Consider the following 12779-nt stretch of genomic DNA (forward strand, 5'->3'; position numbering starts at 1 on the left):
AATGAGAGCCCGAGTGAGATAAAAGAAATGCTGAGTAGATCAAATGAGAGCCCGAGTAACTTGTAAATCAAATAAGAAATTAAGAATCCCTCACATATGTTTAATTCCATAAAATACAGGACAAAATGGATTGAGAAGATACTCAAGGAGGCTATTTTATGACGCATAATGATAATCATATTGAAGAGGAAGACACTCTTACCAACAGACAAGGGCATCCAATTACGAACAATCAAAATTTGAGAACGGTTAGTAATCGTGGGCCAGCTACCTTAGAAAATTATGATTTCTTAGAGAAGATGAGTCATTTTGATAGGGAGCGTACACCAGAACGTGTAGTACATGCTCGTGGTGCTGGAGCACATGGCTATTTTGAAACGTATGGAACAGTAGGTAATGATCCTGTTTCTAAATATACAAGAGCAAAAGTTTTTCAAGACAAGGGAAAGCAAACACCCGTTTTTGTTCGATTCTCAACTGTAATTCATGGTAATCATTCACCTGAAACTTTGCGGGATCCCCGAGGTTTTGCAGTGAAATTTTATACCGAAGATGGTAACTGGGATTTAGTAGGGAATAATATTAAAATCTTCTTTATTCGCGATGCTATGAAATTTCCTGATATGATTCATGCATTTAAGCCGGATCCAATTACAAATATACAAGATGTTGAACGCTTTTTTGATTTTTGTGCAAGCTCGCCAGAAACATTCCATATGGTCACTTTTATCTATTCACCATGGGGAATCCCTGCAAATTATCGAATGATGCAAGGATCTGGAGTGAATACGTATAAATGGGTAAATAGTGATGGAGAAGCTGTTTTGGTCAAATATCATTGGGAACCAAAACAAGGAATAAAGAATTTGACGCAAGTAGAAGCTGAAGAAATCCAAGCCAAGAATTTTAACCATGCAACACAGGATCTATATGATGCGATTGAAAATGGCGATTATCCTGAGTGGGAATTGAATGTTCAGATTATGTCTGATGGAGAACATCCAGAACTCGATTTTGATCCGTTAGACGATACGAAACTATGGCCTGAAGATAAATTCCCTTGGCATCCTATAGGAAGAATGGTGTTAAATAAAAATCCTGAAGATTTCTTTGCGGAAGTAGAGCAAGTATCATTCGGAACGGGCGTATTAGTCGATGGCCTCGATTTCTCTGATGATAAAATGTTACAAGGTAGAACATTTTCTTATTCCGATACACAGCGCCATCGTGTCGGAGCAAACTATTTACAACTCCCAATTAATGCACCAAAGAAACGCGTAGCTACAAACCAAAATGGTGGTCAAATGTTGTATAAGCGCGATTTAGCTCCAGGACAGAATCCGCATGTTAACTATGAGCCATCCATGCTTGGTGGCTTGCAAGAAGCTAAGCAAAATGCAAAAGAGTATACTCCATTTATTGAAGGTAATCTTGTACACGAATCCATTGATCGACAAAGTAATACAAAACAAGCAGGAGAAACGTATCGTAATTTTGAGGACTGGGAAAAAGATGAGCTTCTAGAAAATCTTATCGGTGATTTATCAAGTTGTGATGAAAAGATTCAAAAGGCAATGATTGCATTGGCAGAGGAAGCTGATGAAGACTACGGACGTAGATTAAAAGAAGGGCTACAAAATTCGAAAAAGCACTCGTCTACGCACAGACCACTAGCGAATATTGATGGAGATAAAGCACCTGATAAGGCCAATGATATGGGGCAAGACGCAGAACCATATTAAAAAAGAAACGTGAGGTTTACAAATCTCATGTTTTTTACTATTTTCCTCTTCCCAAAAAAAAAATTACCGAAGATTCTTTAATACTTTAATAAAGAATTGTACATGCTATGGAAGGTGTTTTCTTGTCACTGAGTCAAATTGTTAGAATTTCCTATTCCTAGGGTATATGCTTTACTTGTTACAAAATTTTAAAATAGAAAAGGAAGTAGACATTAAATGACTATTAAAGTAAAAGCAATAATAGGTTCAACTAGCTCAACTTCAAATAATTTAAAACTTGTAAATTTCATGAAAAAACGCTACGCAGACAAACTGGATATTACACCAGTATTAATTAATGACGTTGAAATGTTCTCAATTGATATTGAAAATAATCCACCTGTTGGAGCAACAGCTTTCAAAACAAATGTTAAAGATTCTGATGCTGTATTATTTGCTGTTCCTGAATACAACTACTCAATTCCAGGTGCATTGAAAAATGCAATTGACTGGTTATCACGTGGTGGTGATTACACAATCAAAGATAAACCGGGATTCATTGTAGGTTCATCAATGGGTGTACTAGGCAGTGTACGAGCACAAATTCATCTACGTGAAATCTTATCCAACCCAGCTTTAGGGCCAGTATTACTACCCGGTAATGAAGTATATATTGGAGCAGTCCACACGAAATTAGACGATGCTGGTGAATTAACAGATGAAAGTACAGTTGCGTTCCTTGATACAGTAGTAGATAACTTCATCTCTTTTTACGATAAACACACTAAATAAATATATAGCTCCCCAGTACATTATTATGCCAAAAAAGCTTCTTCTCTAGGACGTATAGAGAAGAAGCTTTTTAATTAAAATTTTCCTTTTAACATTTGCATACGACTATTAAACAACGTTGGATAAGACAAAAATCCAAGGAAAATGCTCGATACAGCTGCTGTTGTAAGCAGGATGAAAACAATTAGTAATTGAAATTGTACTGCCTGAATAGGATCAGCACCAGCGATGATTTGACCACTCATCATGCCTGGTAGCTGGACAAGCCCAATAGTTTTTTGACTCTCTATTGTTGGAATCATACTTGCTTTAATGGCATTAATTAATTGATGGTGAATGGCCTGTTTTGGTGTACCACCTAATGATAAAATAAGCTCTACTTGATCGCGATGAGCGTGCATTTCAGCTGTGAAACGATTTAAAAATAAAATAGATAATACCATGGAGTTTCCTATTATCATACCGCTAATTGGAATAATATATTGTGCAGTTGCAGGTACTATTTGAAAGCCTAGTAAAATAGCTTGCGTCAATGCTTCAACAGTTAGTAACGTGACGGCGATTTTCCATGTAATGCCGTCAATGGACTTCCCTTTTTTACGCGCATTTAGTGTAGCAGTTCCAATCATCAAAGCAATCATTAAGAAAATATAGATGAAATGATTGGAATCAAAAACAAATTTTAATACATAGCCGATAGCAAGTAACTGAATAATGGAGCGTATCGTTGCAATAAATGTATCTTTTTCTAATCCGAGTTTTAAAGTTTTTGATAAAATTAAAGGAATAAGTACGAAAATCAATGTTAAGGATAACGCTAAATAACTCATTTAATCACCCCTTGTACAAAGCGCCTTACAAGTTCATTTTGGGGATCTTCTAATAGCTTACTTTCACCGGACTCAATAAGTTTACCCTCCATTAAAACCCAAGTGAAGTGACCGATTTTCAATGCTTGATCCAGGTTATGTGTAATCCAAATCATCGTAACGTTATATTTTTTGTTGATTTTGTCGACTAGATCTTCGATTTCCTTGACTGAAGCGCGGTCGAGTGCAGAGGTAATTTCATCTAATAACAATATTTCTGATTGATTGACGAGGGTTCTAGCAATTGATACTTTTTGACGTTGCCCTCCTGATAATTCATCTGCATCTTTATGTAAAAAAGAACGTTCCAGACCCACATCTTCTAAATATGAGATAGCATCTTCTTCAAGTAGTTTCTTATTTTGCAATGCTAACGGAAGCTCCAAATTTTCAAAAACTGTGCCTTTAATCATAGGAGCAGCTTGCAAAGCCATCCCAACATTTCTGCGTAAATCAATTGGATCATAAGTAGTAATGAGTTTGTTATGAATAAAAATTTCACCTGCAGTAGGTGAGATTAAGCCATTGCACATTTTTAGTAAAGTAGTTTTACCTGCACCAGACGGGCCAACGAGTGTTGTGATTTTCCCTCTAGGGAAAGAGCCGGTAACGCCTTTAATTATTTTAGTATCACCAGTTTGGAAATCAACATGGCTAAAATGTATGGCCGGCTCATATACATTATCCATTTGTAAGCCTCCTGAATATAAGTCTTTACTATAAATGTACCATAGTTCTAGAGTAATCCTCTATATTAGTTCCGGGGGGATTTATTAATATAATAAAGGCCTAAAATAGAAAATTGAATATATGATTCTCATTCCGAGCAGCGCTTTGCGTAATCTTAAATCCCTTTATTTGTCGGTCTCGTAATAGATTTTCTATATGTTGCTCTTTTACATACCCAATTTGTCCTTTAATCCAGAAATATTGGGTATATTATAATTACACTAAAAAGTAAGGGTTGATGTGATGATGAGAAATAATATACTATGTCCAACTAAAGAGCAAAGGCAAGTTCTTACGCATAATGATAAAAACTCTATTGTCGAAGAAAAAGGAGCAATGTTAGCATGATAAAAGAAATATATTGGACATCTTTTCAATATGAAGATTGGGAAATTTATATAGCTACTACTGACCATGGACTTAGTTATGTAGGTATTAGTATGGGTGAGTTAAAGACTATGACTGCAAAAAGGTTTAAAAAGTATAGTTTAATAGAGGCGGATGAAAAGTTAGAGGCTTATAAAAAAGAGTTGATAGATTATTTAAAAGGTGAGAATAAGGAATTTACGATGTCTCTTGATACAGGCGGTACAGAGTTTCAACAATCTGTTTGGCAAGCATTACAGGGAATTCCTTATGGCCAAACAACAACATATTCAGCAATCGCCAATCAAATTAAAAATCCAAAGGCAGTTCGAGCTGTAGGTACCGCAATTGGTGCAAATCCAATTTTGATAATCGTACCATGTCATCGTGTTATCGGGAAGGATGGAAAACTTACTGGTTTCCGTAGCGGTATTCCTATGAAAATGGCGCTACTTGCATTAGAACAATAAAATATATGGGAAATGAGAATGTAAAAAAATATTACCAAATTGATGCAAAAAAATTGAGTTTCTTCCTATATAAATATATTAATCATAAAATAGAATAATAATACCTGCGAGGCTCTTACATCATTTTGTAGGTAATCATAGTTATTTTCCTAATAATCTCCGTCTGTTTTAAATTGTTTCGGATAATAAAATGTCATCTATGGAAGTTTGAAATCTTTATTTAATTTAGAATGAGAATCGAATATTTTATTAGCGCTTATTTTATTTTGATAAAATAAAAAGCCAATCCAAAAATTGATTGAATTGGCCTGCGGATTGTAAATTTATAAGGGATGAGGAAAGAGTGGCAATTCCTCTAAGAAAATAATGTCATTTCGTTGAGTAGCATCGCCTTCTGCTAAAATAGCAGCTTTTGCAACTACTCGACCACCGGCTTTTGTCACAAGCTCTTCTAAGATCTTGATAGATTCACCTGTGTTAATAACGTCATCAATGATTGCAACGCGTTTATATTTTATAAAAGCTGAGTCTTGGAAATCTAGACATAAGATTTGTTTTTCTTCTGTCGTAATTGATTTCACTTCATGGATAAGTGGTTCTAGCATATAGGATTTTACTGATTTACGTGCTACGACATAACGTGGTAATTTCAAACGCTTTGAAAGCTCATAAACTAAAGGAATTCCTTTTGCTTCTGTCGTAATGAGTAGATCTACATCAGGTAGCTTTTGTGCAAGGGCAGTAGCTGCTGCATCTACCATTTCTATATCGCCTAATAAAACAAAGCTAGCTATGGATAGATTTTCTTTAATTTGAATAATGGGCAAATGGCGCTTTAAACCTACGACATGTAATTCATAATTTTTCATTGCATAAAATCCTCCGATTTAAAATGACTAATGAGACAAATTCAAAAAATACCCGATGGCTTATAAAAATAGGTCTCTAATAGTCTTTGCATTTTCAGATAATTTAAATCGTAATAATGCGCATCATCAAAAAAATTACGTGACACATTCCTTAATATAGCAATTCAGATGACTATCTAGATACTTTCAATACACATTACTGGAAGTATACGGGATTGTTCGATTTAAAAACAATGTTAACACCTTTAAAACTATTGTTCAAACTAATAATTTATGGATTACTGGGAAAATTGAGAAATTTGCAGTGGAATTAATGAAAAAATACAAGGTTTACGAGATAGAATAGCGTTTTCAAAACATGTTTGAAGGTAAATAGTGTATACTATGACTAATTACGATGGTGGAAGAAGGGACTAAGTATGAAATCGAAATATCCAGATGATAGCTTAGCGCTGCATACAGACTTATATCAGATCAACATGGCAGAATCTTATTGGGCAGATGGTATACATAATAGAAAATCAGTGTTTGAGCTGTATTTTAGAAAATTACCATTTGGTAACGGTTTTGCAATTTTTGCTGGTCTAGAAAGAATGCTGGACTATTTACGTGATTTCCGTTTTAGTGAAAGTGATTTAGCGTACTTGCAAAATGAATTGGGTTATAGCGAAGATTTCATTGAGTATTTAAGTGATATACGTTTTACCGGAGATGTGTATTCGATGCTAGAAGGTGAATTAGTCTTTGGTAATGAACCTATTGTTCGAATTGAAGCACCTTTAGTAGAAGCACAATTAGTTGAAACTGCGCTCCTGAACATTGTCAATTACCAAACATTGATTGCAACAAAAGCTAGTCGTATTAAGCAAATTGTAAAAGATGATGTGGTTATGGAATTTGGTACACGTCGTGCGCAAGAGATGGATGCAGCCATTTGGGGTACACGTGCAGCAATTATAGGTGGATTGGAATCGACAAGTAACGTGCGTGCAGGTAAATTATTTAATTTGCCAGTTGCAGGAACACATGCTCACTCACTTGTTCAAGCTTATAAAAACGATTACGAGGCATTTCATGCTTATGCAAGACGTCATAAAGACTGTGTATTTTTAGTTGATACGTATAATACATTAAAATCAGGAGTTCCAACAGCTATCAAAGTAGCAAAAGAACTTGGTGATAAAATTAACTTTTTGGGTATCCGTTTAGATAGTGGTGATATTGCATTTTTATCAAAAGCGGCACGTAAAATGTTAGATGACGCTGGATTCCCGAATGTCAAAATCGTTGTATCAAATGATTTAGATGAATATACAATACTGAATTTAAAAGCTCAAAATGCAATGGTTGATATATGGGGAATCGGTACAAAATTAATTACGGCATATGATCAACCCGCTTTAGGTGCAGTGTACAAAATAGTATCCATTGAAAAAGAAAATGGACAAATGGAGGATACTATTAAAATTTCTGCTAACGCTGAAAAAGTGTCTACGCCTGGTATGAAAAAGTTATACCGCATCATCGATCGAGAGAACGGTAAAGCTGAAGGTGATTACATTACGATGGTTGATGAAGAGCCGCAATTGGAGGAACGTATTAAAATGTTCCATCCGGTTCATACATTCATCTCCAAATTCGTCACTAATTTTGAAGCTAAAAATTTACACACGAAAGTAGTAGAAAATGGACAAGTAATCTACGAAAGTCCTTCTGTCCAAGAAATGCGTGAATATGCAAGCAATAATTTAGACTTACTATGGGATGAATATAAGCGTTCTTTAAATCCAGAGGAATACCCTGTAGATTTAAGCCAAAAATGCTGGGATAATAAAATGCGAAACATTCAAGAAGTTAAAGATATGGTCGAAGAAATCCAGCTTGGTTAAGGAGATAAGTAGTATGGCAAATTTACAACCACAAATTATTGAAGAGCTACAAGTATTACCAATAATTGATGTGCAACAAGAAATTCGTCGTTCAGTAGATTTCCTAAAAGCATACGCACTTAAGCACTCTTTCGTAAAAGGTTTTGTATTAGGTATATCTGGTGGTCAGGATTCCACTTTGAGTGGTAAATTGGCACAAATTGCTGTAGATGAACTGAATGCACAAGTAGGTAAAGAGCAATACTCTTTTTGGGCAGTGCGTCTTCCATACGGAATACAAGCTGATGAACAGGATTGCCAGGACGCGATTGATTTTATCCAACCGACAAAAGTTTATACTGTGAATGTTAAAGCAGCTGTAGATGCTGGTGTACAAGCATTAGCTAATGCGGGAGTAGTACTTTCTGATTTTGTAAAAGGGAATGAAAAAGCGCGCGAACGTATGAAAGTTCAATTTGCAATTGCTGCAAAAAATGCTGGTATTGTCATAGGGACAGACCATGCTGCAGAAGCCATTACAGGATTTTACACTAAATTCGGTGATGGTGGAGCGGATGTTGTACCAATATTCCGTTTAAACAAGCGCCAAGGTAGAGCGTTACTTGCAGAACTTGGATGCCCAAAACATCTGTACGAAAAAACACCAACAGCGGATTTAGAAGAAGACCGCCCGTCATTACCTGATGAGGTTGCACTAGGTGTAACATATGACCAAATCGATGATTATTTGGAAGGTAAAGAAATTCCTGAAGATGCACGTAAAGTATTAGAAGCACATTATTTACGTTCACAACATAAACGCCATTTACCGATTACGGTTTATGATGATTTTTGGAAGTAATTGAATAGATTGAATGAGCCGAATGCCTGAGTGTGCATTCGGTTTTTTGTTTGATAAATTCTCCGAAATATGGACGATTGTATTAAAATTGTCACACTTATTCTACGGAATTTTCACAGTAACTTTTATCTTTCATCACATTTGTTAGATATAGTTATAGGCATAGGTATATTGAGGGGGAGAGTTAAGTGAAAAAGCTATCATGGTTATTATTATTATTGGTTGTTGCAGTGTTGACTGCATGTGGACAGAGTGACAAGGAATCTAATTCAGATTCAGGGAAACAGAAAGAAGCTGTAGAAACAGAAACAAGTGACAAAGAAATTACGGTCACAGCAAGTAATGCAGTAGATAAGCGTTTGAAAGAACCAACTGAGGATTCACTTTGTGAATACTGCAATATGAAAGTATATGAAGCTACACATGATTACGGTGCATTTAGTGTGCAAGGTATAAAAAAAGACGGTGCAACTGCATTTTATGATGACATTGGTTGTATGTTAAACCAAGAGCGCGTAGATGGTGCTAAGATGGATAAATTCGTACGAGATTTTACATCAAAAGATTGGTTGAAATTAGATGATGCTGTCATCGTCCAAGGGGATATAAAAACACCGATGAGTTATGGCTTTGCTTTCTTTAAAGATCAAGAAGGTGCTGATGCATTTATCACTGATAACAAAGGTGCAAAGGTTGTTGATGTATCAGTAATTGATGAAATAGCACACGTGCGTTATAAAAAGAAAATGGAAAAAATGAAAAATAAGGATTCTGAAAGTAAAATGGATATGGGTTCTCACGGACATGATAAATCTGAGACGGATTCCGATAAACATAACCATTAATAATACGTCAAAGGCTAGGGAAAGCTCTAGCCTTTTTGTCGTTTCAATGGAGGTGGATGATTCTTGATGAAAAAGTGGTTGTTAGTAAGTGTATTGTTCCTGTTAGTAGCACCCCCTACGAAAGCGGAAGCGGTAGACTTACAGCACTTAATCGACGCTACACCAGCTGGAGGCGAGCTACATCTGCAGGATGGTATCTATAAAGGCTCTTTTTTAATAAATAAACCAATAAAAATAATTGGTTCAGAAAATACGATTTTACAAGGAACTACGAAAGAAACATTGTTAAGAATCGAAAATACTAATGATGTGATACTTGAAAATCTCCAGCTAAAAAAGGCTAAAACTGGTATCTCTGTGAAGAAGGTAAAACGTTTATATTTGAGTGGATTAAAGTTAACATCAATTTATAGTGGTATCCAGTTTTACTATGCAGAGGGTGCCAAGATTGAGAAGACAGAAATTCAAGGGGTAGAAGGACATTATTCTAAAAAAGGTAATGGTGTAGCGATTTTTAATAGCAAGCGACTACAGATGAATGGTCTCAAAATTAATCAAGTACAAGATGGCGTTTATATTGAAAACGTCTCGCAAATTGAGTTGCAAAATAACATAGTAAGTAATAGTCGGTATGGCATTCATTTTATGTATACGGAAGGTGCCAAAGCTATTGAAAATACATTTAATAAAAATGTTACAGGTATAATGCTGATGATGACAAAACAGACTGATTTGCATCTTAATGAAATAAACGAGCAAAACGGTTTAAATGGTTTTGGTATTGTATTGTTTGATGCACAAAATATTGATGTAAATGGTAATATTTTTAAAAATAATAGAACGGCTATTTCAGCACAAAAGCTACAACAATCTACTTTGAAAGAAAATAGATTTCAGATGAATCAAAATGCTGTTGAACTTATTCGTTCTAATACTGATAATAGCGTCATCGAGAATGATTTTATTGGCAATATCGTCAATTTACGTTCAGATGGTTCGGAAACGACGGTTCAACATAATTATTACGATGATTATGATGGTATCGATGTAGATGGTGATGGTATTGGAGATCGTTCTTACGTAGCGTTGCAGAGTTTCGGCCAATGGATGGTCAGACAGCCGGTTTATCAATATTTTATCGAATCGCCAAGTGTCGTTTTATTAAATGAAATAGATAAACAAACGAATAAGATAGAAACAGATCAATTAGTCGACGAAAAACCGAGAATGGTGAGTTTGCAAAGTGTAGAGCAACCTCGCAAACAGAATATAGGGCGGATTGTAATGGGCGTTGCAATTATATTATGTGGATTATGGCTATGGAGAAGGGAAGTGACGATTTGAAAGTGAAGTTGATAATATTAGTGGTGATGGTGGTCGCCATACTACAAGCATGTGCTGATAAAGAATATAAACCTAAAGAAATCGTCAGTGAAACGGATGTATGTGAAGTTTGCAATATGAGTATTGTCCACGAGGATTATGCAGGGCAAATTGCGTTGGAAAATGGAGATTATAGAATGTTTGATGATTTAGGTTGCTTAATTGAGTATATGAAGGAGATGGATGATGGCGATTTAGGAAAAGCCTTTATCAAAGATGAAGGTGGTAAGAACTGGGTCGATGTGAAGTCAGCTAACTATGTCTATGATAAAGAAATCTGGACGCCGATGTCTTATGGGGTTATCGCATTTAAATCTGAAGCGGTGGCAAAAGACTGGATGACTAAGAACAAGGGTGGCACTCTACTAAGGTTCAATGATTTAGAAGATTTTAAGTGGGGAGTTCATAAGTGATGAATGCGCTATTTATAAGGCTTGAGTGGAAGCAAATGCTAAGAAGTCGTTGGATGCAGTTAGTTGCCGCTTTATTTGTACTGATTTTCGCAGCAATTTCAATGATTCAGCAAATTGCTCTACCAGATGTAGAAAGTTTTACTAGACAAACGGCAAGTTATTTAAATTTACTATTGTTACTATTGCCTCTGTTTATATTAACGATTGGTAGTATGGGGGTAGCTAGTGATCTAGAGTCGGGCTGGTTCTCGCTGTTGAAAACGTATCCGATGACAGTAACACAATACATTGTTGGTAAATATGTGGCATTACTATTATCTTTCTTTATGATTTTGATATTAGCATTTAGTGTTGTATTAACGATGAGTGGATTTGCAGGGCAATTGAGTTTACCTCCTGTTTTTGTAGGTGTAGCTTTTCTGACGGTGATTATTTTCGCGGCGCTTGCAGTACTTTGTGGTGTCATGGCGAAAAGTCGCTTGCATGCATTGGCTTTGTCATTGGTTGTCTGGGCTTTTGCATTATTGTTACTATCCTATGTGTTAATGGCTGTAGGGACTCTTGTTGCAGGGCATATATTGCAAAAGTTAACGATTGTTATGATTCATTTAAATCCTGCTGAGTGGATTCGCTTCGGCTATTTTATATTCTCAGGTCAATCATCTGTTTTAGGGCCGTCATTTTATGGCTTTACGAACTTCTATAGTTCAGTGTCAGGATTTATCGTGTATGCTGTTGTAACTATGTTCTGGATTGCCTTACCATTAGTGTTTGCTCAATTTTTATTGAATAGAAGGGGGCGTCAAGTGTGATTGTTGAAGGAAAAGAACTTGTGAAGAAATATTCCGAGCATCAAGGATTGCAAGATGTATCCTTTTCTTTAAATGAAGGTCGGATTATCGCACTCGCTGGTGGTAATGGGGCAGGGAAAAGTACGCTTATCAGACTATTGATTGGCCAAGAACAGCAATCGAGCGGGGAAATTTTTTTCTCAGGCGAAAGTTCGATTAGTTATATGCCAGATGATATTAATTTTCCATCTGCACTTACAGCAGAAGAAATCTTGCAGTTATTAGCCGGGCTGAAAAAGGTGTCGGTAGGTGAACGTGAAAAGGTGTTGAAGCGTGTTGGTTTATGGGAATTTCGTAAACAAAGAGTAAGTCAATTTTCAAAGGGGATGCGTCAACGTTTAAATTTAGCTCAGAGTTTGCTTGGTGATGAGCGGTTAATTATCTTAGATGAGCCAACAAATGGACTAGATTTACTATGGATTGCAGAGTTGAAAATGATTTTACAAGAACAAAAACAATTGGGTAAAACAATATTGTTCTCCACTCATTTATTGTCCTTTGCTGAAGAGCTAGCGGAAGATGTACTGTTATTACATGAGGGGAAGGTGCTAATGCAAGGTCCCATTCATAAAGTTTTAAAAGAATCAAAATGCACTCATTTAGAGGAGATGTTTATAAAGAAAGTAGGGTTAGCAAATCGAAGATAAGTGTAATACTAATGAAAGCATGGCTTATTATAGTCATGCTTTTAAATTTTGTAAAAGGGTTGTAAACGAAAGAGAGTACATGTGCATGGTATAA

At 35.8% G+C, this 12779-nt stretch carries 13 protein-coding genes; 10 read left to right on the forward strand and 3 right to left on the reverse strand.

Annotation, left to right across the window (positions count from 1 at the left end; translation table 11 throughout):
• Nucleotides 1–158 precede the first annotated feature (158 nt).
• Both ACZLO7_RS03150 and ACZLO7_RS03155 read left to right on the forward strand, forming a co-directional pair.
• Nucleotides 159–1742: a catalase gene (locus ACZLO7_RS03150; RefSeq protein WP_464940155.1), complete on the forward strand. Its 1584-nt coding sequence runs from the start codon at nucleotides 159–161 to the stop codon at nucleotides 1740–1742.
• A gap of 216 nt (nucleotides 1743–1958) precedes the next feature.
• The gene (locus ACZLO7_RS03155; protein WP_464940154.1) at nucleotides 1959–2513 is read left to right on the forward strand and encodes an NADPH-dependent FMN reductase; all 555 of its coding nucleotides are present in this window, start codon (nucleotides 1959–1961) and stop codon (nucleotides 2511–2513) included.
• A 74-nt stretch (nucleotides 2514–2587) separates the two neighbouring features.
• Here ACZLO7_RS03155 and ACZLO7_RS03160 read toward each other — a convergent pair whose 3' ends face one another.
• Both ACZLO7_RS03160 and ACZLO7_RS03165 read right to left on the reverse strand, forming a co-directional pair.
• Nucleotides 2588–3343: an ABC transporter permease gene (locus ACZLO7_RS03160; RefSeq protein ID WP_464940153.1), complete on the reverse strand. Its 756-nt coding sequence runs from the start codon at nucleotides 3341–3343 to the stop codon at nucleotides 2588–2590.
• On the reverse strand, nucleotides 3340–4071 hold the full coding sequence (locus tag ACZLO7_RS03165; RefSeq protein ID WP_464940152.1) for an ABC transporter ATP-binding protein: 732 nt from the start codon (nucleotides 4069–4071) through the stop codon (nucleotides 3340–3342). Before ACZLO7_RS03165 ends, ACZLO7_RS03160 begins: the two co-directional genes overlap by 4 nt.
• Before the next feature lie 384 nt (nucleotides 4072–4455).
• Here ACZLO7_RS03165 and ACZLO7_RS03170 point away from each other — a divergent pair, with 384 nt between their 5' ends.
• On the forward strand, nucleotides 4456–4947 hold the full coding sequence (locus tag ACZLO7_RS03170) for a methylated-DNA--[protein]-cysteine S-methyltransferase (RefSeq protein WP_464940151.1): 492 nt from the start codon (nucleotides 4456–4458) through the stop codon (nucleotides 4945–4947).
• Nucleotides 4948–5270: 323 nt separating this feature from the next.
• Here the strand turns inward: ACZLO7_RS03170 and ACZLO7_RS03175 are convergent, their stop codons facing one another.
• Nucleotides 5271–5816: a phosphoribosyltransferase family protein gene (locus tag ACZLO7_RS03175; protein ID WP_464940149.1), complete on the reverse strand. Its 546-nt coding sequence runs from the start codon at nucleotides 5814–5816 to the stop codon at nucleotides 5271–5273.
• A gap of 419 nt (nucleotides 5817–6235) precedes the next feature.
• Between ACZLO7_RS03175 and ACZLO7_RS03180 the strand changes: the two genes are divergently transcribed.
• The 7 genes from ACZLO7_RS03180 (at nucleotide 6236) to ACZLO7_RS03210 (ending at nucleotide 12685) form a co-directional block, all read left to right on the forward strand.
• On the forward strand, nucleotides 6236–7705 hold the full coding sequence (locus tag ACZLO7_RS03180; protein ID WP_464940148.1) for a nicotinate phosphoribosyltransferase: 1470 nt from the start codon (nucleotides 6236–6238) through the stop codon (nucleotides 7703–7705).
• 13 nt (nucleotides 7706–7718) lie between these two features.
• Nucleotides 7719–8546, forward strand: coding sequence for an NAD(+) synthase (gene nadE, locus ACZLO7_RS03185; RefSeq protein WP_464940147.1), 828 nt, complete (start codon nucleotides 7719–7721; stop codon nucleotides 8544–8546).
• Nucleotides 8547–8734: 188 nt separating this feature from the next.
• On the forward strand, nucleotides 8735–9391 hold the full coding sequence (locus ACZLO7_RS03190) for a nitrous oxide reductase accessory protein NosL (RefSeq protein WP_464940146.1): 657 nt from the start codon (nucleotides 8735–8737) through the stop codon (nucleotides 9389–9391).
• 66 nt (nucleotides 9392–9457) lie between these two features.
• Nucleotides 9458–10735: a NosD domain-containing protein gene (locus ACZLO7_RS03195; protein ID WP_464940145.1), complete on the forward strand. Its 1278-nt coding sequence runs from the start codon at nucleotides 9458–9460 to the stop codon at nucleotides 10733–10735.
• Complete coding sequence (locus tag ACZLO7_RS03200) at nucleotides 10711–11187, forward strand: nitrous oxide reductase accessory protein NosL (RefSeq protein ID WP_464940144.1); 477 nt, start codon at nucleotides 10711–10713, stop codon at nucleotides 11185–11187. Before ACZLO7_RS03195 ends, ACZLO7_RS03200 begins: the two co-directional genes overlap by 25 nt.
• Nucleotides 11187–11999 carry an ABC transporter permease gene (locus ACZLO7_RS03205; RefSeq protein ID WP_464940186.1) on the forward strand — a complete coding sequence of 271 codons (813 nt, stop codon included), beginning with the start codon at nucleotides 11187–11189 and terminating at the stop codon, nucleotides 11997–11999. Before ACZLO7_RS03200 ends, ACZLO7_RS03205 begins: the two co-directional genes overlap by 1 nt.
• A complete protein-coding gene (locus ACZLO7_RS03210; protein WP_464940143.1) occupies nucleotides 11996–12685 on the forward strand; it encodes an ABC transporter ATP-binding protein in 690 nt (229 codons plus the stop codon). The genes ACZLO7_RS03205 and ACZLO7_RS03210 overlap by 4 nt, the downstream gene beginning before the upstream one ends.
• The last annotated feature ends 94 nt before the right edge of the window (nucleotides 12686–12779 follow it).

The organism is Viridibacillus sp. d25.2 (genome assembly GCF_055456015.2).

What these genes read in the sequence shown, in the direction of transcription:
- ACZLO7_RS03175 (WP_464940149.1), bottom strand. Translation starts at nt 5,816, where the DNA reads ATGAAAAATTATGAATTACATGTCGTAGGTTTAAAGCGCCATTTGCCC.
- ACZLO7_RS03170 (WP_464940151.1), top strand. Translation starts at nt 4,456, where the DNA reads ATGATAAAAGAAATATATTGGACATCTTTTCAATATGAAGATTGGGAA.
- ACZLO7_RS03160 (WP_464940153.1), bottom strand. Translation starts at nt 3,343, where the DNA reads ATGAGTTATTTAGCGTTATCCTTAACATTGATTTTCGTACTTATTCCT.
- ACZLO7_RS03195 (WP_464940145.1), top strand. Translation starts at nt 9,458, where the DNA reads ATGAAAAAGTGGTTGTTAGTAAGTGTATTGTTCCTGTTAGTAGCACCC.
- ACZLO7_RS03165 (WP_464940152.1), bottom strand. Translation starts at nt 4,071, where the DNA reads ATGGATAATGTATATGAGCCGGCCATACATTTTAGCCATGTTGATTTC.
- ACZLO7_RS03205 (WP_464940186.1), top strand. Translation starts at nt 11,187, where the DNA reads ATGAATGCGCTATTTATAAGGCTTGAGTGGAAGCAAATGCTAAGAAGT.
- ACZLO7_RS03150 (WP_464940155.1), top strand. Translation starts at nt 159, where the DNA reads ATGACGCATAATGATAATCATATTGAAGAGGAAGACACTCTTACCAAC.
- ACZLO7_RS03155 (WP_464940154.1), top strand. Translation starts at nt 1,959, where the DNA reads ATGACTATTAAAGTAAAAGCAATAATAGGTTCAACTAGCTCAACTTCA.
- nadE (WP_464940147.1), top strand. Translation starts at nt 7,719, where the DNA reads ATGGCAAATTTACAACCACAAATTATTGAAGAGCTACAAGTATTACCA.
- ACZLO7_RS03180 (WP_464940148.1), top strand. Translation starts at nt 6,236, where the DNA reads ATGAAATCGAAATATCCAGATGATAGCTTAGCGCTGCATACAGACTTA.
- ACZLO7_RS03200 (WP_464940144.1), top strand. Translation starts at nt 10,711, where the DNA reads ATGGAGAAGGGAAGTGACGATTTGAAAGTGAAGTTGATAATATTAGTG.